The following is a 23,490-nucleotide window of genomic DNA, read 5'->3' as shown; positions in this document are numbered from 1 at the left end:
CCGGGATACCGAGCTTCTCCGGCGGGACCTGTCGAAACACTGTCGTACAACTTTCAAGAGGTTATCGATGTGGCCACGGCACGGGGCCCGCTCTGGCTTCGGCCGCCGGGTGAAGCACTATGAGCAGGTGGAAAAAGTACGCCTCCTGGTCGTGGACGACGACCCGCCGATAGCCGACCTCGTCGCGACGGTCGCCCGTTACGAGGGTTGGGACGCGGTCACCGCGAACTCGGGTGAGGAAGCGCTGAGCCGCGCCGCCGAGTTCCGTCCCGACATCGTGGTGCTCGATCTCATGCTGCCCGACATCGACGGTTTCGGCGTGCTGGACCGGCTGCGCCGCACGGGCACCATGGTGCCCGTGGTGTTCCTCACCGCGCGCGACGCCGTCGCGGACCGGGTGGCGGGGCTGACCCGCGGCGGGGACGACTACCTGGTCAAGCCGTTCGCGGTGGAAGAGCTGATGGCCCGGCTGCGGACCGTGCTGCGGCGCAGTGCCGGGCCGGGGTTCCAGCGGTCCGTACTCCAGGTGGCGGACCTGACGATGGACGAGGACACCCGCGAGGTGCGGCGCGGCGAACGGCTGCTCACGCTCACCCCGACCGAGTACGAGGTGCTGCGCTACCTGATGCGCAAGTCGCCGACCGTGCTGACCAAGGCGCAGATCCTGGACCACGTGTGGGAGTACGGCTTCGGCGGCCGGTCCAATGTGGTGGAGCTGGTGGTCAGCCGGCTGCGCCGCAAGCTGGACGGGCCGGTCGACGGCCGGGCGCCGCTGATCCACACCGTCCGGGGCTTCGGCTACGTGGTCCGGCAGGCCACGGGGTGAGGGGCGCTTTCCGGCGCTTCCGCCAGACGTACCGCAGGCTGCGCCTGGGCACCCGGCTGGCGCTGGGCCTGGGCGCGCTGTCCCTGCTGGTGTTCGCCGGCGTGGGGTCGGCGCTGACGATGTACATGCGTGACTACCTGGAGCACCAGCTGGGTTACCAGCTGAAGGTCGTGCAGACCGTGCAGTCCAAGGACGCCGAGGCCAACGGAACGGTGACGCAGAAGCCGTACTGGGGCTGGTTCACCGCGGTGTACGACGTGTCGGACGACTCGGCCTCGCTGCGCCGGCCCGCCGACATCCCGCACGACATCCGCCCGCTGACCACGCTCGCCGAGAACATGGCGCACTCCGACACCGAGCTGATGCGTACCGTGCGGCTCGACGGGGAGGGCCTGTACCGGCTGCGGGCCTGCGAGGTCGAGCCCGGGGTGGTGCTGGTCAGCGCCGCGCCCATGGAGGACATCGAGGACACCGTGGACCGGCTGGTCACCGTGCAGGTGATCGCGTTCGCCCTCGCGGTGCTGGCGCTGGTGGTGTTCGGCCGGAAGATGCTGCGGCGCGGCCTGCAACCTCTCAGCGACATGGCGCACACGGCGCACGGCATCGCCTCGCACGACCTGAGCGAGTCGGCGTCCCGGCTGCCGCTGCGCGCGGACGGCCGGGACGGCGGCCCGGAGGTGCACGAGCTGCGCACGGCGTTCAACACCATGCTGGAGCACATCGACGACTCCCTCGCCGTCCGCGCCCAGGCCGAGCAGCGGCTGCGTCGCTTCGTCGCGGACGCCTCCCACGAGCTGCGTACCCCCCTGATGTCCGTACGGGGGTACGCGGACCTCTTCCAGTACGCCGCCGCCAACGCCCCCGGGGAACGCGACCGGCACCTGGCCCGGCTGCGCGCCGAGGCGGCCCGGATGGGCGTACTCCTGGACGACCTGCTGCTGCTCGCCCGGCTGGACGCGGCCGAGGTGGAGACACCGCTGCGCCCGGTGGAGGCGGACTTGGTGGAGCTGGTCGACCACGCGGCCGACGCGTTCCGCGCCAGTCACCCGGACCATCCGCTGACCGTGCCCCCCGGCCCCGCGGAACTGACGCTGCGCCTGGACCCGCAGCGCATCCGCCAGGTCCTGGACAACCTGCTCACCAACGCGGCCGTGCACACCCCGGCGGGCACCGAGGTGACCGTGTCGGTCCGCGTCGAGTCCGGCCGGGCGGTGGTGCGGGTCGCGGACGCGGGCCCCGGCATCCCGTCCGCCGACCGCGAGCGGGTCTTCGACCGCTTCTACCGCGTCGACAAGGCCCGCAGCCGCGACCGCGGCGGCAGCGGTCTGGGGCTCGCGGTGGCCAGCTCCCTGGTGCGGGCGCACGGCGGCACGATCGAGCTGAGCGGCGAGCCCGGCTCGACGGTGTTCACGGTGGCGCTGCCCGCGAGCCCGGTGAGTCTTACGAAGCCGTGACGTGCCGGGCGCGGCCCGCCCGTCCGGGCCGCGTGCGGCCCTAGCGTGGCCGCATGCGCGTACTGGTCACCGGCGGTGCCGGGTTCATCGGGTCCCATGTCGTCAAGGCGCTCGCGGCCCACGGGCACGAGCCCGTCCCCTACGACGTCCGCACCGACCCGGCGTCGGACGTCCGGGACCCCTACGCGGTGGGCCGGGCCCTGGCGGGCGTCGACGCCGTGTGCCACCAGGCGGCGATGGTGGGTCTCGGCGTCGGGTTCTCGGACGCGGCGGAGTACGTCTCCCGCAACGACCTGGGCACCGCCGTGCTGCTCACCGCGATGGCCGAGGCGGGCGTACGACGTCTCGTGCTGGCCGGGTCGATGGTCGTGTACGGCGAGGGCCGGTACGTCTGCGAAGGGCACGGTGCGGTCCGGCCGGGACCGCGTGCCGTCGCCGACCTGGACGCGGGACGCTTCGAACCCGTCTGCCCGCAGTGCGAGGCCGAGTTGGCGCCCGGGCTGGTCGCCGAGGACGCCCCGGTGGATCCGCGCAACGTCTACGCGACCACCAAGCTGGCCCAGGAGCACCTGGCGGCGGCGTGGGCCCGGGCCACCGGCGGGTCGGCGGTGTCGCTGCGCTACCACAACGTGTACGGGCCGGGCATGCCGCGGGACACCCCGTACGCGGGCGTCGCCTCCTTCTTCCGCTCGGCGCTCGCCCGCGGCGAGGCGCCCCGGGTCTACGAGGACGGCTGCCAGCGTCGGGACTTCGTGCACGTGCGGGACGTGGCCGCGGCCAACGTGGCGGCGCTGGAGGCGAGTTCGCCCGCGGGCGCGCTCACCTCGTACAACACCGGCAGCGGTGAGCCGCACACGGTCGGCGAGATGGCCCGGGCACTGGCGGCCGCGTACGGCGGTCCCGAGCCGGTGGTCACCGGGGAGTACCGGCTGGGCGACGTCCGGCACATCACGGCGGACTCGGCGCGGCTCCGGGCGGAGTTGGGGTGGAAGGCGGGGGTGGGCTTCGACGAGGGGATGCGGGAGTTCGCGCGGGCCTCGCTGGGCGGGGAGTGATCTCTCGGGTTTCGGAGGTCGGGGAGCCGCCTCTCAGGACTCGCGGTACGCAAGCGCCGCGACGAGGAGCCCCCGCCCCCCCTCAGACCTCGACGGTCGGCAGCGTCACCTCGAACCGGCATCCGCCGGTCACATTGCGCACGGAGGCCCGCCCCTGGTGGGCCTCCACGATCCCGCGCACGATGGCGAGGCCGAGGCCCGCGCCGGCGGGCGGGGTCCGGGCGTGCGTGCCGCGCCAGCCGGTGTCGAAGACCCGCGGGAGATCCTCCTCGGGAATCCCGCCGCAGCTGTCGGTGACGGACAGGACGACCCCGCCCGGTCCGCGCTCGGCGGCGACCGCGACGGTGCCGTCGGCGGGGGTCCGGCGGATGGCGTTCACGAGCAGGTTGCCCAGCACCCGGCTCATCTCCTTGCCGTCCACCTCGACCGGCACCGGCTCGACCCGATGGCCGACCAGCCGTACGCCGTACTCGCGGGCCAGCGGATCGGCGCCCGCCAGCGCGTCGCCGACCAGGTCGTACAGGGAGATGCGGCTCGGGCTCAGCGCCAGCGCTCCCGCGTGGATGCGGGAGAGTTCGAAGAGGTCGCCGACCATGCCGTTGAGGCGCTCCACCTCGGTGCGGATCTGCCTGAGGTAGCGGGCGGGGTCGGTGGCAACGCCGTCCTCCAGCGCCTCGGACATCGCGCGCAGCCCGGCGAGGGGGGTGCGCAGATCGTGCGAGATCCAGGCGACGAGTTCACGCCGGGAGGTCTCCAGGGCGCGCTCGCGGTCCCGGGACTCGGCCAGCCGGGCGCTGGTGGCCTCCAACTCGCGCCCGAGTGCCGCCAGTTCGGCGGTGACGGGGCCGTCGGGCGAGGTGAAGTCGCCGCCGTCGCCGAAGGAACGGGCGGCGAGCGCGAAGGCCTGACTGCGGCCGACGACCCAGCGTCCGAGCACCAGGGCGGTGATCAGGGACACCCCCGCGGCCATGGCGACGACGGTGGTGACGACCTTCAGGTCGTGCGCGGACAGGAACATCGCCTGCGCCACGGCGAGGGTGCCCGCGAACATCGCGGTGACGGCGACGGCGGCGACCACGGCGAGATGCGTGACGACCGAGCGGCGCCGGATGAGCAGGACGACGCCCGCGCCGAGCACGCCCGCCGCGGCGGCGCCGAGGAAGGCGAAGAGGGCGATGAGGAGGGTGTCACGCATGACCGTCATCCCTCCTGATCTGCGGTGTCGAAGCGGTATCCGACGCCCCACACGGTCTGGATCAGCCGGGGCCGGGCCGGATCGTCCTCGACCTTCCCACGCAGCCTCCGGACGTGGACGGTCACGGTCGACAGGTCGCCGAAGTCCCAGCCCCACACCTCGCGCATCAGGTCCTCACGGCCGAAGACCCGGCCGGGGTTTCGCAGCAGGAAGGCGAGAAGGTCGAACTCCCGGATGGTCAGGGCGAGTTCGGTGCCGTGCTTGGTGGCGCGACGGGCTTGCGGATCCAGGGTGAGTCCGCCCGCGCGGAGGGTGGGCGAGGGCTCGGCGGGGCGGGTGCGGCGCAGGACGGACTCGACGCGCAGGACGAGTTCGCGGGGGCTGAAGGGCTTGGTGACGTAGTCGTCGGCGCCGACCTCCAGACCGAGGATGCGGTCGTCCTCGTCGCCCCGGGCGGTGAGCATGATGACCGGGACGGGCCCGCGCCCGCGCATCCGGCGGCACACCTCCAGGCCGTCCATGCCGGGCAGCATCAGGTCGAGGACGACGAGGTCCGGCCAGTGCGCGGTGGCCCGGGCGAGCGCGTCCGGCCCGTCGCCCGCGCGGTCCACGACGTATCCGGCCCGGTCGAGGTACCCGGTGACGACCTCGGCGACCGTGGGGTCGTCGTCGACGACGAGGACCCGCGCCCCGGCCTGTGCGTGCGACTGCTGCTGCTCCATGCCGCCAGCCTCGCACCGTCCCCGCCGAAATGCGGCCCCCGGCTCCTGACGTCCGCATTCCGTAAGGAGCCGGAGTCCGATTTGCCGGTTTCGCGCTCGTAGGGTGAGTGCCGTGACAACCTCTTCCGAACGTGTCCCGGACCCGGTGTCCGTGGACGTCGTACTTCCCTGTCTCGACGAGGCCGAGGCGCTGCCCCGGGTGCTGGAACGCATCCCGCCCGGCTGGCGCGCGTTGGTCGTGGACAACGGCTCCACGGACGGTTCCGCCGATATCGCCCGCTCGCTCGGCGCGACCGTCGTACGCGAGGAGCGGCGCGGATTCGGCGCCGCCTGCCACGCGGGCCTGACCGCCGCCACCGCCGACATCGTCTGCTTCTGCGACTGCGACGCCTCGCTCGACCCGGCCGACCTGGTGCCGTTCGTGCGCGAGATCCTGGCCGGCGAGGCGGACCTCGTTCTCGGCCGACGCCGCCCGCAGACCCGCGGGTCCTGGCCGCTGCACGCCCGCACCGGCAACCTCGCCCTCTCCCGGCTGCTGCGCCGCCGCACCGGGCTGCGGCTGCGCGACCTCGGCCCGCTGCGCGCCGCCCGCCGTGAACCGCTGCTCGCGCTCGACCTGACCGACCGGCGCAGCGGCTATCCGCTGCAGATGGTGGTGCGCGCCGCCGACGCGGGCTGGCGGATCGCCGAGCACGACGTGCCGTACCGTCCGCGCGCCGGCGTCTCCAAGGTGACGGGCACCTGGCGCGGCACCTGGCAGGCGGTGCGGGACATGAGCCGGGTGCTGGCCGAACCCGGGACCGTCGCCGAGAAGGGGGCGCGCGCGTGACCCTCTCGACCACGCTCCTCGTCATCGCCAAGGAGCCCCGCCCCGGCCGGGTCAAGACCCGGCTGACCCCGCCCTTCACTCCCCAGGAGGCCGCCGCGCTCGCGGAGGCGTCCCTGGCGGACACCCTGGACACGGTGGCGCGGACGCCCGCGCGTCGCCGGGTCCTGGTCCTGGACGGCGAGCCCGGTCCGTGGCTGCCGGCCGGCTTCGAGGTCGTACGGCAGTGCGCGGGCGGCCTCGACGAACGGCTGGCCGCCGCGTTCGCGGGCTGCGACGGCCCGGCCCTCCTCATCGGCATGGACACCCCCCAGGTCACCCCTCAGTTGCTCACCGTGGACTTCGCGGACTGCGACGCGTACTTCGGGCCCGCCGAGGACGGCGGTTTCTGGGCACTCGGCCTGGCCGCGCCGGACCCGGCGCTGCTGCGGGGCGTGCCGATGTCGACGCCCTCGACGGGTGCCGTGCAGCGGGCGCGGCTCACCGGACTGCGGGTTCGGGAGCTGCCGCGACTGCGGGACGTGGACACGGCGTCCGACGCGGAGTCGGTCGCCCGGGCCGCGCCCGGAGGGCGGTTCGCCGCGGCGCTGGCCCGGCTCAGCGCGGCCGGGGCCCGATGAGCACGGTACGGATCGGGCGGCAGCGGACGCCCGTCGCCGACGAGTACCCGCTCGTCCCGGACGGGGACCCCTGGGCGGCCGACCCCTACGCCGACGCCCTGCGCTCCGGTCGCGGTCCCCTCTTCCTGCGCCGCTCCGACGGCTGGCTGCTGCCGCTGGACGTGGAGCGCTGGTGCGCGGACGCGGACGCGGCCGACCTGGAGGTGCTGCGGCGTTGCGAGGGCGCGGTGCTCGACGTCGGCTGCGGGCCCGGGCGGCTGGTCGCGGCGCTGGGCGCGCGGGGACGGCGGGTGCTCGGCATCGACGTCAGCGAGGCGGCCGTGGCGAGGACGGGTGAGCTCGGCGGACCGGCGCTGCGGCGCTCGGTCTTCGAGCCGCTGCCCGGCGAGGGCGGCTGGGGCACCGCGCTCCTGATCGACGGAAATGTGGGCATCGGCGGCGAGCCACTCGAACTCCTCGCCCGGATGTCCGAACTCCTGCTCCCCGGCGGCCTGTTGATCGTCGAGACCGTGCCGGAGCTGGACCTCGACGAACGGGTGCTGGTCCATGTCACCGACGCCCGGGGCACGACCGGCATCCCGTTCCCCTGGGCGCGCCTCGGCACACCGGCCCTGCTGCGGCACGCGGACCGCGCGGGCTGGTGCGCCACGGGTCAGTGGGCGCTCGGCGGGCGCTCCTTCGTCGCCCTGCGCAGCCGCAGGACGAACAGCAGCGCCGAGCCGCCGAACAGCGCGGCCGTCAGCAGCAGCCAGCGGGCCAGGAACCCGTCCGGGGACAGGCCGGTGGCGGACGCGTAACGGCCCGCCACCCGCCCGCTGATGAGCGGGAACCAGACCAGCAGGAGCAGCGCGGAGAGGGCGGCGGGTACGCGGACGTATCCGATCCGTCCCCTTCGCCTGCCCGCGGCCTTCACCAGGGCCCGGTCGAGCCCGCCGTACAGCGGAAGCAGCACCAGGTCGTGGAGGAGGGCCGCGCCCACGAACCACAGCGCGACCCCGAACCAGTCCCCGTCGAGGAGCCGTACACCCGCGTATCCCGCGAGGGCGAACGAGCAGCCGAGCAACAGGAGTTGCAGGGGGCTGCCGACGTTGATCCGCGGTCGCCTCACAGCTCTCCTCCGAACGTCATCCGGGCCACCCACTTGGTGTTGAGCACGCCGGGCGCCGCCGGCACGATGACCCGCGCCGGATGACCGTGGTCGGGGGTCAGGTCCTCGCCGTTGACGAACAGGGCGAGCAACGAGCGCGGGTCGGCGACCTGGTTCGCGCGCAGGGCGGCCCGCCGGAACGCGCCGTGCCGTTGCAGCGACTCCACGAGGACGTCGGGCGGATCCTCGTACCCGACGAGGGCGGCGAGGTCCCGCAGCCGCACCCCGCGCCACCACTGGTCGGAGGTCGACCAGCCCTCCACGCAGGCGATCGGCAGGGCGGCGCTGTACAGCGGGAGCCCGGCCAGTTCGGAGCGGCTGAGCCGGACGGTTCCGGTGCGTCCGGCGACCACCAGCCGCCACGCCTCCTCGCCGGTCTCGGCCGCGTCGATCCCGGCGTACGCGGCCGTCTTGTTGATCTGGAAGCCGCCGGGTCCGGTGCCCGGCTCGGCACCGCCGTGCGGGGCGAGCAGGGCGGTCCTGCGCAACGGCCCGTCGACGTTCTGCCCGGCGGTGGTGGCGAGGAGCAGCAGCGACCCGCCGCCGACCAGCCCGAGGGCGCCGCGCCGGGACACGGTGGGCTCGGCGGGGTCCGGGGAGACCAACTCGCCCGGGGACGTCGACTCGGCCTGTTCTTCTGGCAGTCGGCGCAGATTGCGCAGGGCCGCCGGTGTCTTCAGCACCGCGTGCACGACGAACGCGGAGAAGAACACCCAGGCGCCGTAGAAGTGCAGGGGGTAGAAGGAGCCCGGGAAGACGTAGTCCAGCTGGACGTTGAGCACCCCGGTCACGAACTCGAACAGCGCGCCGCCGACCAGGAGCAGCAGCGAGACGCGTTCCAGGGCGTGCGCGAGGGAGCGCGCGGGCGGCAGCGTGAACAGCTTCGGCACCACCGACCACAGCTTGGCCAGCAGGACCGGGATCAGGGTGACGCCGAGGGTGACGTGGACGCCCTGGTTGAGCCGGTACAGCCAGTGCGGATCGGTCGGCCACGAGAAGAGGTAGAAGCCGAGGATCCCCTTGTCCGGAGTCTTGTCGTTCACCGGCGACAGGTCCGGGTTGTAGGCGGCGTACGACAGCAGCCCGGTCAGGAACAGCACGGTGATCCCGCCGAGCAGGACGACGCCGAGCACCGACGTGAACCAGGGACCGCGCAACGGGCTGCGCCAGAACGCGGGCGAGAAAGGAGTGCGTGGCATGCCCCGAACGTAGGCCCGCTCCACCCCCGCGACCGGCTCGCGAACCATGACGAAACTCTGACGTCCACGCCTGTCAGCCGTCCGGAGCAGGCCCGGCGACCTAGCGTTTGCGCGTGCACCGCGATCTGAGACGTGACCTGTACGCGGCCCTGGCCGCCGCCCTTCTCGTGGCGGCCGCCGCCGTCGTCGGCACCGCGATCCAGCATCGCGACGGCACCCTCCGCGTCGGTTGGCCGCCCCTGCTGGCGACCTGGGACCCGCACCTGGGCCCCGGCACGCCGGCCGCGCTCGCCGTGGCGGCCGCCGTGGTGGCGTACGGCCCCGCCCTGGCCGCCCGGTTGCCCTGGCGGGCGCTGCTGCTCGTCACCTGGGCGGCGGGCCTGGCGTGGACGTGGTCCCTCGCCCTGGTGGACGGCTGGCATCGGGGCGTCGCCGAGCAGTTGACGACCGGGAGCGAGTACCTCCGGGTCATCGGCCGCTTCGACGACATCCCGGCCACGCTGACCGACTTCACCCGGCACATCCTGATCGACTCCCCCGACAACTGGCCCGCCCATGTGGCCGGCCATCCCCCGGCGGCCACCGTCACGTTCGTGCTCCTCGACCGGATCGGACTGGGCGGCGGGGGCTGGGCCGGCGCCTTCTGCATCACCGTCGGCACGACAGCGGCGCTCGCGGTCCTGGTGGCCGTGCGGACCCTCACCGACGAGTCACTCGCCCGCCGTGCCGCGCCCTTCCTGGTGCTGGCCCCGGCGGCGGTGTGGGTGGGCACGTCCGCCGACGGCTACTTCGCGGCGGTGGCGGCCTGGGCGGTCGCCTTCCTGGCACTGGCGGTGACGGGACACCGACCGGCGTGGACGGGCCTCGCCTCGGGACTGCTGTTCGGGCTGACCCTGTATCTGTCGTACGGACTGACGCTGTACGCCGTCATCGCGGGCGCCGTGCTCCTGCTGGGCCGCCACCGCGTCCGCCCCCTCCCGTTCCTGCTGCTCGGACTGCTGGTCGTGCCGGTGGTGTTCACCGTCGCCGGGTTCGACTGGTGGGAGGCGTACCGGCTGCTGGTGCGCCGTTACCACCAGGGTGCGGGCGGGGTCCGGCCCTACGCCTACTGGGTGTGGGCGAACCTGGCCTGCACGGCGCTGATCGTGGGCCCGGCGACGGTGGCGGGCCTGCGCCGCACGCGAGCGGCGCTCACCCTCAAGCGCCTCACCCTCCCCGACGTTCGCCTCGGCGTGCTCGTGCTGTCCGCGCTGATCGCCCTGCTCGTCGCCGACCTGTCCGGCATGAGCAAGGCGGAGACGGAACGCATCTGGCTGCCGTTCGCGGTGTGGCTGCTGCCGGCGTGCGCGTGGCTGACGGGGGCGCGGGGGTGGCTGGTGGCGCAGGCGGTGCTGGCGCTGCTGCTCAACCATCTGCTGCTGACGGGGTGGTGACAGGGGGCGCCACGAGGGCAGGGCGGTGACTGCGGCGGGGTGGTGACGACGAGTCGGCGACCGCGCCGGGGATCCGGTCAGGCGGCGGGCGGCCGTCGTCGGGTTGCCTTGTCCGGCACCACCCGAGCGGTCCGCGCATCGAGGTGACCGGCCTGCGGTGCGCCGGTATCTGATATTTGGCTGACGCCGACCCGCCGCCCGCCGACGAATTACGCTCCCGCCGTCCACGCCGGCATCGACACGCGTCGTTTACGAAGTCTCGCCGCGCAGTCGGTCGTGTTTCGCAGGCGTGATCACCGAGTGAATTCACCGGGCGCTTTGGTGGGCCTGGACCACTGTGGTCCGAATGCCGGTACCTCTGAAGGAAATTGGCGGGGTTTTCGGCTGTTTGGACCGACCGGATCGGGCTGGCCGAAACGGACCCATGCCCCATCTCGACCGGGAGGCGATATTGACCGACGGGTAACCATCGGGCTAGCTTTCAACCCGCTATCCACGCGAGTTATTCGAGACGCACCCCGGAATACGGGTATGCTTTAGTGAACCAATTCGCCGCCCCGTAGGCCGTGCCATCCCCCACCGTGCTGTTTCACCGTTTATTCGGAGAATCATGACGTCTGCCGTGCGCGCCGAAGATTTGATCATTGGAATCACCCCGTTCCGCGAACCGGACGCCAGGCTCGCCGCCGCCGTCAGCCGGGCCGGCGGACTCGGGGTGCTCGACCTCGGAGCAGGTGACCGCAGAGCGAGAGATTCCCTGGAACGCCTGCGTCGCTGGGCGCCGGGCCCGTTCGGAGTACGGGTCGCGGCGCACTGCCGTATCGATCCCGAGGACCTCACGGGAGCCGGGGCCACGGCCGAGGAGTCGTCGTCTTCGCACCTCCACACCGTAGTCCTCGGCTCCGACTCCCCCTGGCGGATCGGTGAAGTCCCCCCGGAATACCGCGTGTTGGCGGAGGTCACCGATCTCGATCAGGCCCTGGACGCGGTCCGGGCCGGCGCGCGGGGGCTGATCGCCCGCGGCTGTGAGGGCGGTGATCGGGTCGGTGAGCTCGGCACCTTCGTCCTGCTGCAACGGCTGCTCGCCGAGCCGGGCGTGGACGTGCCGGTGTGGGCCCGCGGCGGCATCGGCCCGCGCACGGCGGCGGCCGCGGTGGTGGGCGGGGCGGCCGGTGTCGTCCTGGACAGCCAGTTGGCGCTGCTGAAGGAGTCGGGGCTGCCGGAGGCGACGGCCGCGGCACTGCGTTCCATGGACGGGTCCGAGACCACGCTGGTGGCCGGTCACCGGGTGCTGCGCCGCCGGGGCCCGGACGCACCCCCGGTGACCTCCGACGACCCCTTGCTGATGGCCGGTCTGCTCGGTGCCCGGGATCCCCGCACCCAGCTGCTGCCGGTGGGCCAGGACGGCTTCCTCGCCGCCCGCTTCGCCGAGCGGCACGGCGACACGAGCGCGGTGGTACGCGCCCTGACCGCCGCCATCAGGAACGCCGTACGGGACGACGGGCCCGCCGGTGCGCTGCGCCCAGGCTCCCCGATGAGCCGGGCGCTCGGCACCCGACTCCCCGTCGCCCAGGGGCCGATGACCCGGGTCAGCGACCAGGCACGATTCGCCGCCGCCGTCGCCGCCGAAGGGGGACTGCCGTTCGTCGCGCTGGCCCTCGCGACCGGGGAGCAGACACGTGCGGTGCTGGAGGAGACCCGGGCCGCCGTGCCCGACCGTCCGTGGGGTGTCGGCGTGCTGGGCTTCGCCCCCGAGGAGACCAGGAACGCCCAGCTCGACGCCGTCCGGGAGCTGCGGCCCACGCACGCGATCATCGCGGGCGGGCGGCCCTCCCAGGCCGAGGCGCTGGAGCGGGCCGGGATCAACGCCTTCCTGCACGCGCCCTCGCCGGGACTGCTGCGGCAGTTCCTGGAGTCGGGGGTGCGCCGGTTCGTGTTCGAGGGCTCCGAGTGCGGCGGCCATGTCGGACCACGGGCCAGTTTTCCGCTCTGGGAAGCTCAACTCGCCGTACTCGAAGACTACTTGGACGGCGAGGATCCCGCTGCGGCGGAGTCCGTCGAGGTGTTCTTCGCGGGCGGCGTCCACGACGAGCGGTCGGCGGCGATGGTCGCCGCGCTCGCCGCGCCGCTCACCGCACGCGGTGCGGCCGTCGGCGTCCTGATGGGCACCGCCTATCTGTTCACCGAGGAGGCGGTGTCCCGCGGGGCGGTCCGGCCGCTGTTCCAGCGGCAGGTCGTGAACGCCACCGGCACCACACTGCTGGAGACCGCCCCCGGCCACGCCACCCGCTGCGTGCCCAGCCCGTTCAGCGACGGCTACCGGGACTTCGAGGCCGGTCTGCGCGCGAAGGGCGTCCCCGACCGGCAGATCTGGGAGCGGTTGGAGCGGCTCAACGTCGGCCGGCTGCGGATCGCCAGCAAGGGCGTCCAGCGGGACGCCGAAGGAACCCTGACCCCGGTCGACGAGGAACGCCAGCTCGCCGAGGGAATGTTCATGGCCGGGGAGGTGGCCGTCCTGCGGTCGGCGACCACCACCGTCGGCGAGCTGCACCGCTCGGTGACGGACGGGGCCGCCGACTTCTTCACCGATCGCACGCGTGAACTCACCTGTCTGCACGAGGACTTGGCGCCGGACACCGCACCCGCGCCGCTCGATGTCGCGGTCGTCGGTATGGCCTGTATGTTCCCCGAGGCTCCCGACCTCGCCACCTTCTGGGCGAACGTCCTCGGCGGGCACGACGCGGTCGGTGAGGTCCCCGCCGACCGCTGGGACCCCGCCGTGCACTGGTCCGAGGACGGCACCGGCGTCACCCCGTCGAAGTGGGGCGGCTTCCTCCCGCGCATCCCCTTCGACCCGCTGCGCTACGGCATCCCGCCGAACTCCCTCGGCAGCGTCGAGCCGGTGCAACTGCTCGCCCTCGAAGCCGCCCGGCGGGCGCTGGAGGACGCCGGATACGGCGACCGGGGGCGTACGTTCGACCGCTCGCGCACCTCCGTGGTCTTCGGCGCCGAGGCGGGCAGCGACCTGTCCAACGCCGCCACCCTGCGGGCGGTACTGCCGTCGTACTACGGCCGGGTCCCCGACTCGCTCGACGAGCAGCTGCCGCGGCTCACCGAGGACTCCTTCCCCGGCATGCTGGCCAACGTCATCTCCGGCCGGATCGCCAACCGTCTCGACCTGGGCGGCGCCAACTACACCGTCGACGCGGCCTGCGCGTCCTCGCTCGCCGCCGTCGACGTGGCCTGCAAGGAACTCGTCGGCGGCACCAGCGACATCGTCCTGTGCGGCGGCGCCGACCTGCACAACGGCATCAACGACTACGCCCTGTTCTCCTCCGTGCACGCCCTCTCCCCCACCGGTCGCTCCCGGGCCTTCGACAGCTCCGCCGACGGCATCGCGCTGGGCGAGGGCGTCGCCTGCGTCGTCCTCAAGCGGCTCGTGGACGCCGAGCGCGACGGCGACCGGATCTACGGCGTCATCAAGGGCGTCGGCAGTTCGAGCGACGGCCGCTCACTGGGCCTGACCGCGCCCCGGCCCGAGGGACAGCGGGCCGCGCTGTCGCGGGCCTACCGCAACGCGGGTGTCTCACCGGCCGAGGTCGGTCTGGTCGAGGCGCACGGCACCGGGACCGTCGTCGGCGACCGGACCGAACTGTCCGTTCTCAGCCAGGTGTTCACCGAGTCCGGGGCACCGTCGGGCAGTTGCGCGCTCGGTTCGGTCAAGTCGCAGATCGGGCACACCAAGTGCGCGGCCGGGCTGGCCGGACTGATCAAGACCGTGCTGTCCCTGTACACCGGGGTCAAGCCGCCCACCCTGCACATGGAGCGGCCCAACTCCGCCTGGCAGGAGGACAGCAGCCCGTTCGTCTTCCACACCCGGGCCCGGCCCTGGGTGGCTCCGGCGGGCGAACGGATCGCGGGACTGAGCGCGTTCGGGTTCGGCGGCACCAACTTCCACGCGGTGCTCAGCGCTCACGGCGACGCCGTACCGCCCGCCCACGCCCTGGACGCCTGGCCCGCCGAGCTGTTCACGTTCCGGGGAGCGGACCGGGCGGCGGCCCGGCGTGCCGTCGAGGACGTGCTCACGGCCGCCGAGTCCGCCGGACCGGACGGCCCGCTGCCGTGGCGGCTGCGCGACCTCGCGCTGAGCGCGTCCCGCCGGTCGGACGCCCGGCCGGAGCCCGTACAGATCGCGGTCGTCGCCACGAGCGTGGCGGGACTGACCGGGCAGCTGCGGCGGGCGCTGGAGGGGGAGCACGATCCGGCCGCCGGGATCCACCTGGCGACGGCCGGGGCGCACCGCGCAACGACCGGGGCCCACCCGGCAACGCCCCCTGAAGAGGACAAGGTGGCCTTCCTCTTCCCCGGCCAGGGCAGTCAGCGACCCGGGATGCTCGCAGAGGTGTTCGTCGCGTTCCCCGAGCTCCAGCACTATCTGCACCTCGGCCGCGAGCACGCCGCCGCGCTGTACCCGCCGACCGCGTTCGACGAGGCCACGCGGGAGCGGCAGCGGGCCGGCCTCACCGACACCCGGGTCGCCCAGCCGGCGCTCGGCATCACCTCGCTGGCCGCGCACGCCCTGCTCACCGCGGCCGGCGTACGGCCGGACATGGCGGCCGGACACAGTTACGGCGAGCTGGCGGCCCTGTGCGCGGCGGGCGCGATCGGACCTCGGACACTGCTGGAGCTGAGCACCGAACGGGCCCTGGCGATCCTCACGGCCACCGGCGACGACGACCCCGGCACCATGGCCGCGGTGTCGGCCGGCGGCGCGGACGTCGAACGGGCCCTGCGTGCGAGCGGCGCACCCGGGTCAGTGGTCCTCGCCAACCACAACGCGCCCGAGCAGACCGTGATCTCCGGTCCGACCGAGGACGTCGACACCGCCGTACGACTGCTGCGCGCCGCCGGGTTCGGCGCCAAGCGGATCCCCGTGGCCTGCGCGTTCCACAGCCCGCTGGTCGCGGGCGCGGGCGAGCGGTTCGCCGGGGCGCTCCGGGCCAGGCCCGTGCGGCCGCCGGAGTTCCCGGTGTTCGCCAACCGCACCGCCGCGCCCTACGGCGACGACGCCGACGCGGTCCGCGCGGAACTCGCCGCCCAGATCGGCGCGCCCGTCCGCTTCGTCGCACAGATCGAGGCGATGTACGAGGCCGGCGCGAGGATCTTCGTCGAGGCGGGCCCGGGGACCGTCCTGACCCGGCTGGTCGCGAAGATCCTCGGGGACCGCCCGCACCGGACCGTTGCCTGTGACCCGCGCCCCGACAGCGGCCTCGGCGGCTGGCTGGACGCCCTGGCCCAACTGGCGGTCGCGGGGCTGCCGGTCCGTACCGGATGGCTGTTCCAGGGGCGCGACGCCGTCGACGCGGTCCGCACCCCCGCACCCCGGCGGCCCGGCTGGACGGTCGACGGCCAGCTCGTGCGGACCGCCGCCGGCGAACTCCTCCCCGGTGCGCTCGCACCGGCCCGACGCGTTGTGGAGACGACTGTGACCACGAACCAGCCGGGCGGTGCCCCGGCCGACCGGGACCAGCTGATCGCCGACTTCCTGCGCACCAGTCGGGAGATGGTCGCCGCGCAGCGGGACGTGTTGCTGACGTACCTCGGCGCGGCACCCGGACAGCAGTGGGCGCCGCCCGCGCCGGTGGCCGCCGTCCCGCGGGTGCCGGCGCTCGCCGCCGCCGTCGAGGCTCCCGCGGAGGTCCCCCCGCCGGTGCCGGAGGCCCCGGTCGGCACGGTCACGGAGGCGGACGTCCTCCAGGTCGTCCTGGAGATCATCAGCGAACGCACCGGCTACCCCGTCGACATGATCGAGCCCGACCTCGACCTGGAGGCGGACCTCAGCGTCGACTCCATCAAGCGGGCCGAGATCGCGGGCGAACTGGCCCGCCGGCTGGGTGCCGGCGGCGGTGTGGACATCGCCTCGCTGGGCGACGCGGAGCTGGAGGATCTGGCGAAGGCCCGTACGGCGGCGGCGGTGACCGGCTGGCTGACGGCGCGGCTGGGGGCGCCCGCGACCGCTGTCGCCCCCTCGTCCGTTCCCGTTCCCGCCTCCGAGCCGGTGAGGCCGGAGCCGCCCTCGGACGTCACGCATGGCCCCCTGCCGACCGCCGAGGCGCCGAAGCGCTTCCAGTTGCGGCCCGTGCTCCTGGCGCACCAGGACGGTGACGGGTCGACGGACCCGTCCGCCGTCCTGACCGGCAGGCGGTTCGTCCTGCTCGGTGACGACGACGGCGGGGCTGCGGCCCAGGAGGTCGCGACCCGGCTCGTCTCGTACGGCGCCGAGGCGGTCACCCGTGCCGCCGATCATCTGGTGACCGAGGCGGACGGCCCGGTGGACGGCGTGCTCTGGCTCGACCCCCTCGCCGCCGCCCGGCCGCCGGTGCTGCCCGGGGCGTTCTCGGTCGTCCGGGCGGCCCTGGAGTGCGGCCCGCGCCGGCTGCTCGCCGTCCGCCCTGCCCGCCACGGCACCACGCACCCGCGCTCGGCGGGACTGCACGGACTGTTCCGGACGGTCGCCCGCGAGTACCCGGAGACGGTCGCCAGGATCGTCGACCTCGACGACACCGCTCCGGCCGCCGTCGCCGACGCGCTGATCGCCGAACTGACCGTCCCCGACTCCGAGTCCGAGTCCGCCCCGGTGGTGCTTCGTACGGCGTCCGGCCGCCACGGCTTCGGGATGACCGAGGCGCCGCTCGGGGCCCTCGCCACCAGCGGTGCCGGACCGGCCGGCGACGGAGCCGCCGAGGCCGCCGCCGTCGGGCTGGACCGGGACTCGGTGGTGCTGCTGGTCGGCGGTGCCCGGGGCATCACCGCGAGGTTCGCTCGCGCGCTGGCGTCGGCATCCCGGTGCCGGGTCGAACTGCTCGGGCGGACGCCCGCGCCGACCGGCCCCGAGGACCCGACGACCGCCGCCGCCCGCACGGCGGCCGAACTGCGCGCGGCCCTCGCCGCACCGGGCGGCCAAACACCCGCCGAGGTGAACCGCGCCGCCGAACTCCTGCTGGCCCAGCGGGAGATCACCGCCACCCTGGCGGAACTCGCCGCGCTCGGCAGCCCGGCCCGCTACCGCTCCGTCGACTTCCGCGAACCCGACGCCGTGCTCCAGGCCGTGAAGGAGATCCACGCCGAGCACGGCCGCCTCGACGGGGTGGTCTACGCGGCCGGGGTGATCGAGGACCGGCTGATCGCCGAGAAGACCGCGGAGTCCTTCGAACGGGTCTACGGCACGAAGACCGAGGGCGCCGAGACGCTGCTGGGGGCGCTGGAGGAACTTCCGGGCGGGCCGTCGTTCGCCGTCCTGTTCGGCAGCGTCTCCGCCGTCCTCGGCAATCGCGGCCAGGTGGACTACGCCGCCGCCAACGACGCCCTGGAGAGCCTCGGCACCGCCTGGAGCGCCCGCACCGGCCGGCGTGCGCTGACCGTGCACTGGGGGCCGTGGGCGCCCGCCGCGGGCGGCATGGTGACCCCCGAACTCGGCCGCGAGTACGCCCGGCGCGGGATCACCCTGATCGACCCGGAGGAGGGGGCCGCGGCCCTGCTGGGCGAGCTCGCCTGGGGCGACGAGTCGGACCGCGCCGTCGTCTACACCGCGTCGGGCTGGTGACATGACCCAGCCCCCGCACGCCGCGGCGATCGTGGGGATGGCGGTGCTGTTGCCCGGCGCCGCCGACCTCGACTCCTACTGGCGCAATCTGCTGGACGGCACGGACGCCATCACCGACGTACCCGAAGGGCGGTGGGACGCGGACTACTACCGGCCGGGGTCCGCGGCCGGCCCGGCCGCCGCCGACCAGGTGTACTGCCGGCGCGGCGGGTTCGTGGACACGCTGGCGGAGGTCGAGGTCACCCGGTTCGGCATCATGCCGACCTCGGTGGCCGGCACCGAGCCCGACCAGCTCATCGCCCTGAAGGTGGCCGCCCAGGCCATCGCCGACGCGGGCGGCGAGGACCGCCTGCCCGACCGGCATCGCGTCGGAGTCGTCCTCGGCCGGGGCGGCTACCTCACCCCCGGCCTGGTCCGGCTCGACCAGCGCGTCCGTACGGCGGGACAACTCGTCCGCACGCTGGGCGAGTTGCTGCCCGACCTCACCAGCGGTCAACTCGACCGCGTACGGGCCGCGTTCACCGACCGGCTCGGCCCCGAGAGCCCCGACTCGGCCATCGGACTGGTGCCGAACCTCGCGGCGTCCCGGGTCGCCAACCGCCTCGACCTGCGCGGACCCGCGTACACCGTGGACGCGGCCTGCGCGTCCTCGCTGGTCGCCGTCGACCAGGCGGTGTCCGAACTCACCGCCGGCCGCTGTGACCTGATGCTCGCCGGCGGCGTGCACCACTGCCACGACATCACCCTGTGGAGCGTCTTCTCCCAGCTGCGCGCGCTGTCCCCGAGCCAGCGCATCCGCCCCTTCCACCGGGGTGCCGACGGCATCCTGATCGGCGAGGGCACGGGCGTGGTCGTCCTGAAGCGGCTCGCCGACGCCGAACGCGACGGTGACCGTGTCTACGCCGTCATCCGGGGCACCGGCGTGGCCAGCGACGGGCGCACCGCGAGCCTCGTGAACCCCGACTCGGCCGGCCAGACCCACGCCGTACGCCAGGCCTGGCGTGTCGCGGGGCTGGATCCGGCCGCGTCCGGTTCGCTCGGGCTCCTGGAGGCGCACGGCACCGCGACGCCCGCCGGTGACGCCGCCGAACTGGCCACGCTGGCGGCGGTGTTCGGGCCGGGCGGGACAGCTGCCGACGGCCGTGCGGTGATCGGCTCCGTGAAGTCGATGATCGGCCACACGATGCCGGCCGCCGGGGTGGCGGGCCTGGTCAAGGCCGCGCTCGCCGTCCACCACGGCATGCTCCTGCCGACCCTCCACTGCGACGACCCGCACCCCGCGCTGACAGCCACGCGTTTCCGCCCGCTGGGGAAGGCGACAACGTGGGAGACCTCGGCCGGACAGCCGGTGCGGCGGGCGGCAGTGAACGCGTTCGGGTTCGGCGGGATCAACGCGCATGTGGTGCTGGAGGAGGCTCCCAGCTCACGGCCGGGGCCCGCGGGTTCGGCTTCCGTGCCCGTATGGCGACCGGGGCCCGCGGGCCCTGTCTCGGCACCCGACTCGCGACCGGAACCCGCGACCTCCGCACCCGACACGCGACCGAGGCCCATGACCTCAGCTTCCACGCCCGACACACGCCTACGGCCCGCAGGTCCGGCTTCCGCACCCGACTCGCTACCGGCGCAGAGGCCGGCGGGTCCGGCGTCCGCCCACCCGCGGGCGTCGGTGCCGGGCACCGAGCCGGAACGCGTGCCCAGGTCGATGACCGTCACCGAGCCGGAGCGGGTGCTCGTGTTGGCCGCGGACGGTCCCGGGGATCTCGCCGCGTTGCTGGACGCCGACGACTCCGCCGTCCTGGCCGCGGGCCTCGACACCGGCCACCCGCACCCGTCGGCGGGGCGGGCCCGGCTCGGGATCGTCGACCCGACCGCGAAGCGGCTCGCGCTGGCCCGCCGGGCGGTCGCGAAGGGGGGTGCCTGGCAGGGGCGCGGTGACGTGTGGTTCACACCCGGTCCCCTGACCGGCGCCGGATCCGGAACCGGCCCCCTGACTGACCCCGGTTCCGGGAAGCTGGCCTTCGTCTTCCCCGGTCTCGAAGGGGACTTCGCGCCCCAGGTCGACGACGTGGCCGCGCACTTCGGTCTGTCGCTGGTCTCCTCCGGTGCCGGCGAGCATGTCGGGGACGTGGGCCGGCACGGATTCGGCGTCGTCGCCGTCGGGCGGCTCCTCGACACCGCGATGCGCCGTATGGGTGTCGTCCCGGACGCGGTCGCCGGGCACAGCGTCGGCGAGTGGACGGCGATGGCGGCGGCCGGGATGTACGCGGACGACGAAGTCAGCGCGTTCATGGACTCGTTCGACCCCGACACACTGACCGTCCCGGGCCTGGCGTTCGCTGCGATCGGCGCACCCGCGACACGGGTGCTGGCCGCGCTGGACGACGGATGGGCCGCGGCCGGGGTCGTGCTCTCCCACGACAACGCGCCCAAGCAGTCCATGGTGTGCGGGCCGGACGAGGCCGTGGAAGAGCTCGTCCGGTCCTTCCGGGCGCAGGGCGTGCTCAGTCAGGTACTGCCGTTCCGGTCCGGATTCCACACGCCGATGCTGAAGCCCTACCTCGCGCCCATCGAGGAGGCGGCGCGGACGCTCCGGCTGCGGCCCCCGAGCATCCCATTGTGGTCCGGGACGACCGCGTCGCCGTTCCCGTCGGACGAGCGCGCGGTACATGACCTGTTCGTCCGCCATCTGCTGGAGCCGGTGCGCTTCCGGCAGCTCGTCGAGGCCCTGTACGCGGCCGGCCACCGCGTCTTCGTGCAGGTGGGCACCGGCCGGCTCGGCTCCCTGATCGGTGACACGCTGAGCGGCCGCGACCACCTGGTCGTGCCCGCCAACTCCCCCCACCGCACCGGCCTCGCCCAACTCCTGCGAGTGGCCACGGCCCTGTGGACGGCGGGCAGGACGGTGGCCCCGACGCTGCCACCATCGGTCCGTCCCGCACGCTCCCCACGGTCCGGGCGCGGAAGCCTGCCGCCGGTCCGGCTCGACCTGAGCGGTGCGCTGGTGTCACTGGAGAGCCGCACACTCGCGGAACTACGTGCCGAGCTGGGGACGACCGTGAGTGCGGCGGGGCGCACCCCGCACCCAGCCCCCTCTCCAGTCCCCTCTCCGGCCTCCCCTCCCTCTCCGACTCCGGTCCCACCGGCCGCCAGGCCTCAGATCCACGTGCCGGGCTCCGACAGCCCGGGCGTCCATGCCCCGGCCGCGGATCCGACGACAGCCGGGACCGCCTCGCCGAGCGTCACCACGTCACTGGAGGCCCTCGCCGCCCGCTCCCCCATGGCCGCCGAGCTGTCCGCCCTCCTGCGCGACACCGCCGACACGGCTGCCGCCCTGATCACCGCCGGCACCCACCGAACGGCCCCTGCCACCGCGCCCGCCCCAGCCGGACCCCCGCTCCCCCCGTCCCCTCCACGGCCGCTTCCCACCGCTCCCCGACGTCCGGCTCCCACCAGCGTGTCGCCCCCCGTTCCCCAAGCCCCCCTCCCCCGGACCCCCACACCGGCCCCCGCGACACCTGGCACCCCCCGGCGGGAACACCGCAGCACCCTCCGCGTCTCCCCCGACACCATGCCGTACCTCCTCGACCACTGCTTCTTCCCGCAGCGCCCGGGCTGGCCGGACGTCGCCGACCGGTGGCCGGTGGTCCCGGCGACCACGATCGTGCGGCACATGATGGACGCGGCCGAGCAGACGGCCCCCGGCATGCGCGCGGTCGCCGTCCACCACGCCCGCTTCGACCAGTGGCTGACCGCGACCCCGCCCAGCGACACGCCGGTCACCGTGACCCCCGACGACGCCGGCCACCTCGCGGTCACCGTCGGCTCCGGCGCTCGCGGCACCGTGGAACTCGCCCCGCACTACCCGGCCGCACCCCCGCTCCGCCGGCACACCGGCCCCGAACGCACCCCCGACCACACCGCGGCCCAGCTCTACGCCGAGCGCTGGATGTTCCACGGCCCGGCGTTCCAGGGCGTCACCGCTCTCACCGCCCTCGGCGACCACCACGTACGCGGCACCATCACCACACCTCCCGCGCCCGGCGCCCTGCTGGACAACGTGGGCCAGATCCTCGGCTACTGGATCATGGCGACCCGTACCGAACGGACCGTCGTCTTCCCCGTCCAGATGCGTCGGCTGCGGTTCTTCGGACCGCACCCGCGCCCCGGCACCGAGGTGGAGTGCCTGGTCCGGATCACCTCACTCACCGACACCGTGCTGGAAGCGGACGTCCAACTGGCCGTCGACGGCTCGGTGTGGGCGGAGCTCACCGGCTGGCAGGACCGTCGCTTCGACAACGACCCGAAGACCCGCCCCGTCGAGCGTTTCCCCGAACGCAACACCCTGTCCGAGACCCGCCCCGGCGGCTGGTCCCTGCTGCACGAGCGGTGGCCGGACCTCGCCTCACGCGAGCTGATCATGCGCAACTCGCTGAGCGGCACGGAGCGTTCGCAGTACGCGGAGCGCGCCCCGCGAGGCCGTCGGCAGTGGCTGCTCGGCCGGATCGCCGCCAAGGACGCCGTACGGCAGTGGCTGTGGGACCACGGCGAGGGCCCGGTGTTCCCGGCGGAGATCCGGGTGCACAACGAGGAGTCGGGCCGCCCCTACGTCACCGGGCTGCACGGCCGGACCCTGCCCCCGCTGGACGTCTCGCTGGCCCACCGGGCCGAGGCGGCGGTCGCGATCGTACGACCGCACACGCCGGGTCCCGGCCCCGGTATCGACATCGAGGAGGTCGTCGCGCGGGACGCGGCCACTGTCGCCACCGCCCTCGGAGCCGACGAACTGAGCCTCCTGCGCACCCGGTGCACGCGTTCCGGCGAGTCCGAGTCCCTGTGGTTCACCCGCTTCTGGGCCGCCAAGGAGGCCGTCGCCAAGGCGGAGGGCAGCGGGTTCGGAGGACGGCCACGTGACTTCCGGGTCCTCGAAGCGGCCGAGGACCTGCTGCTGGTCTCGGGCCGCCTGGAACGCGCCTACGCCGTGCACTGCGCGCCCGCCGCCAATCCCGCCGCCCTGCCGAACCGCACCTACGTCGTGGCCTGGACGACGGGCCCCACGCACGAAGAGGAGAGCTACGAGCGATGAACACCGCCCCCCGCCCCACCACCGCCCCGGACGAGGAGGCGGTCCTCTCCGACATCGCGGGCATGCTCGCGCGCCTCCTGGAGGACGAGTACGGCCTCGACGACGTCGAGATCGGCATGACGACGACCTTCAACCGCGACCTGGAACTGGAGAGCATCGACCTGGTGACGCTGGCCGGTCTGCTGGAGGAGCGGTACGGCAGGCGGGTCAACTTCGCCGAGTTCCTGGCGGGCATGGATTTCGACGAGATCATCGAGCTCACGGTCGGCCGGCTCGTCGAGTACGTCGTGCGCAGTCTCCGGGCCACCGAGCCGGCGGGCTGAGTCC

General features: G+C 74.0%; 13 protein-coding genes and 1 pseudogene. 10 read left to right on the top strand and 4 right to left on the bottom strand.

The window, feature by feature from the left end:
- Nucleotides 1-67: 67 nt before the first annotated feature.
- From OHA64_RS36605 to OHA64_RS36595, 3 genes are read left to right on the top strand one after another with little or no spacing between them, the layout of a single operon-like run.
- Nucleotides 68-826 carry a response regulator transcription factor gene (locus tag OHA64_RS36605; protein WP_405620615.1) on the top strand — a complete coding sequence of 253 codons (759 nt, stop codon included), beginning with the start codon at nt 68-70 and terminating at the stop codon, nt 824-826.
- Complete coding sequence (locus OHA64_RS36600) at nt 823-2,280, top strand: sensor histidine kinase (protein ID WP_405620613.1); 1,458 nt, start codon at nt 823-825, stop codon at nt 2,278-2,280. Before OHA64_RS36605 ends, OHA64_RS36600 begins: the two co-directional genes overlap by 4 nt.
- A gap of 53 nt (nt 2,281-2,333) precedes the next feature.
- Nucleotides 2,334-3,335: an NAD-dependent epimerase/dehydratase family protein gene (locus OHA64_RS36595; RefSeq protein WP_405620611.1), complete on the top strand. Its 1,002-nt coding sequence runs from the start codon at nt 2,334-2,336 to the stop codon at nt 3,333-3,335.
- 82 nt (nt 3,336-3,417) lie between these two features.
- On the opposite strand, the gene OHA64_RS36590 is transcribed toward OHA64_RS36595, so the two are convergent.
- The gene (locus OHA64_RS36590) at nt 3,418-4,530 is read right to left on the bottom strand and encodes a sensor histidine kinase (protein WP_405620609.1); all 1,113 of its coding nucleotides are present in this window, start codon (nt 4,528-4,530) and stop codon (nt 3,418-3,420) included.
- A 5-nt stretch (nt 4,531-4,535) separates the two neighbouring features.
- Nucleotides 4,536-5,252: a response regulator transcription factor gene (locus tag OHA64_RS36585; protein WP_405620607.1), complete on the bottom strand. Its 717-nt coding sequence runs from the start codon at nt 5,250-5,252 to the stop codon at nt 4,536-4,538.
- Between the two features lie 103 nt (nt 5,253-5,355).
- Between OHA64_RS36585 and OHA64_RS36580 the strand changes: the two genes are divergently transcribed.
- The 3 genes and pseudogenes from OHA64_RS36580 to OHA64_RS36570 form a co-directional block, all read left to right on the top strand.
- Complete coding sequence (locus tag OHA64_RS36580) at nt 5,356-6,081, top strand: glycosyltransferase family 2 protein (protein WP_405620605.1); 726 nt, start codon at nt 5,356-5,358, stop codon at nt 6,079-6,081.
- On the top strand, nt 6,078-6,698 hold the full coding sequence (locus OHA64_RS36575; RefSeq protein ID WP_405620603.1) for a DUF2064 domain-containing protein: 621 nt from the start codon (nt 6,078-6,080) through the stop codon (nt 6,696-6,698). The genes OHA64_RS36580 and OHA64_RS36575 overlap by 4 nt, the downstream gene beginning before the upstream one ends.
- Nucleotides 6,695-7,174 (top strand): annotated as a pseudogene (locus OHA64_RS36570) (class I SAM-dependent methyltransferase); the annotation flags it as partial. The gene OHA64_RS36575 and the pseudogene OHA64_RS36570, both read left to right, overlap by 4 nt.
- Before the next feature lie 176 nt (nt 7,175-7,350).
- On the opposite strand, the gene OHA64_RS36565 reads toward OHA64_RS36570, so the two are convergent.
- Nucleotides 7,351-7,839 carry a hypothetical protein gene (locus OHA64_RS36565; RefSeq protein WP_405620601.1) on the bottom strand — a complete coding sequence of 163 codons (489 nt, stop codon included), beginning with the start codon at nt 7,837-7,839 and terminating at the stop codon, nt 7,351-7,353.
- The gene (locus OHA64_RS36560; protein ID WP_405620599.1) at nt 7,803-9,044 is read right to left on the bottom strand and encodes a molybdopterin-dependent oxidoreductase; all 1,242 of its coding nucleotides are present in this window, start codon (nt 9,042-9,044) and stop codon (nt 7,803-7,805) included. The genes OHA64_RS36565 and OHA64_RS36560 overlap by 37 nt, the downstream gene beginning before the upstream one ends.
- Nucleotides 9,045-9,157: 113 nt before the next feature.
- Here OHA64_RS36560 and OHA64_RS36555 point away from each other — a divergent pair, with 113 nt between their 5' ends.
- From OHA64_RS36555 to OHA64_RS36540, 4 genes are all read left to right on the top strand, one after another.
- Nucleotides 9,158-10,477 (top strand): hypothetical protein, encoded by a 1,320-nt coding sequence (locus OHA64_RS36555; protein WP_405620597.1) that lies wholly within the window; start codon nt 9,158-9,160, stop codon nt 10,475-10,477.
- Between the two features lie 610 nt (nt 10,478-11,087).
- Nucleotides 11,088-18,080, top strand: coding sequence for an SDR family NAD(P)-dependent oxidoreductase (locus OHA64_RS36550; RefSeq protein ID WP_405620595.1), 6,993 nt, complete (start codon nt 11,088-11,090; stop codon nt 18,078-18,080).
- Between the two features lies 1 nt (nt 18,081).
- The gene (locus tag OHA64_RS36545; RefSeq protein ID WP_405620593.1) at nt 18,082-23,163 is read left to right on the top strand and encodes a beta-ketoacyl synthase N-terminal-like domain-containing protein; all 5,082 of its coding nucleotides are present in this window, start codon (nt 18,082-18,084) and stop codon (nt 23,161-23,163) included.
- Nucleotides 23,160-23,486 carry an acyl carrier protein gene (locus OHA64_RS36540; protein ID WP_405620591.1) on the top strand — a complete coding sequence of 109 codons (327 nt, stop codon included), beginning with the start codon at nt 23,160-23,162 and terminating at the stop codon, nt 23,484-23,486. The genes OHA64_RS36545 and OHA64_RS36540 overlap by 4 nt, the downstream gene beginning before the upstream one ends.
- Nucleotides 23,487-23,490 lie beyond the last annotated feature (4 nt).

Origin of the sequence: Streptomyces sp. NBC_00076 (genome assembly GCF_045041235.1) — a bacterium.
Lineage (GTDB): Bacteria > Actinomycetota > Actinomycetes > Streptomycetales > Streptomycetaceae > Streptomyces.
This window is presented reverse-complemented; position numbering and strand designations above follow the sequence as displayed.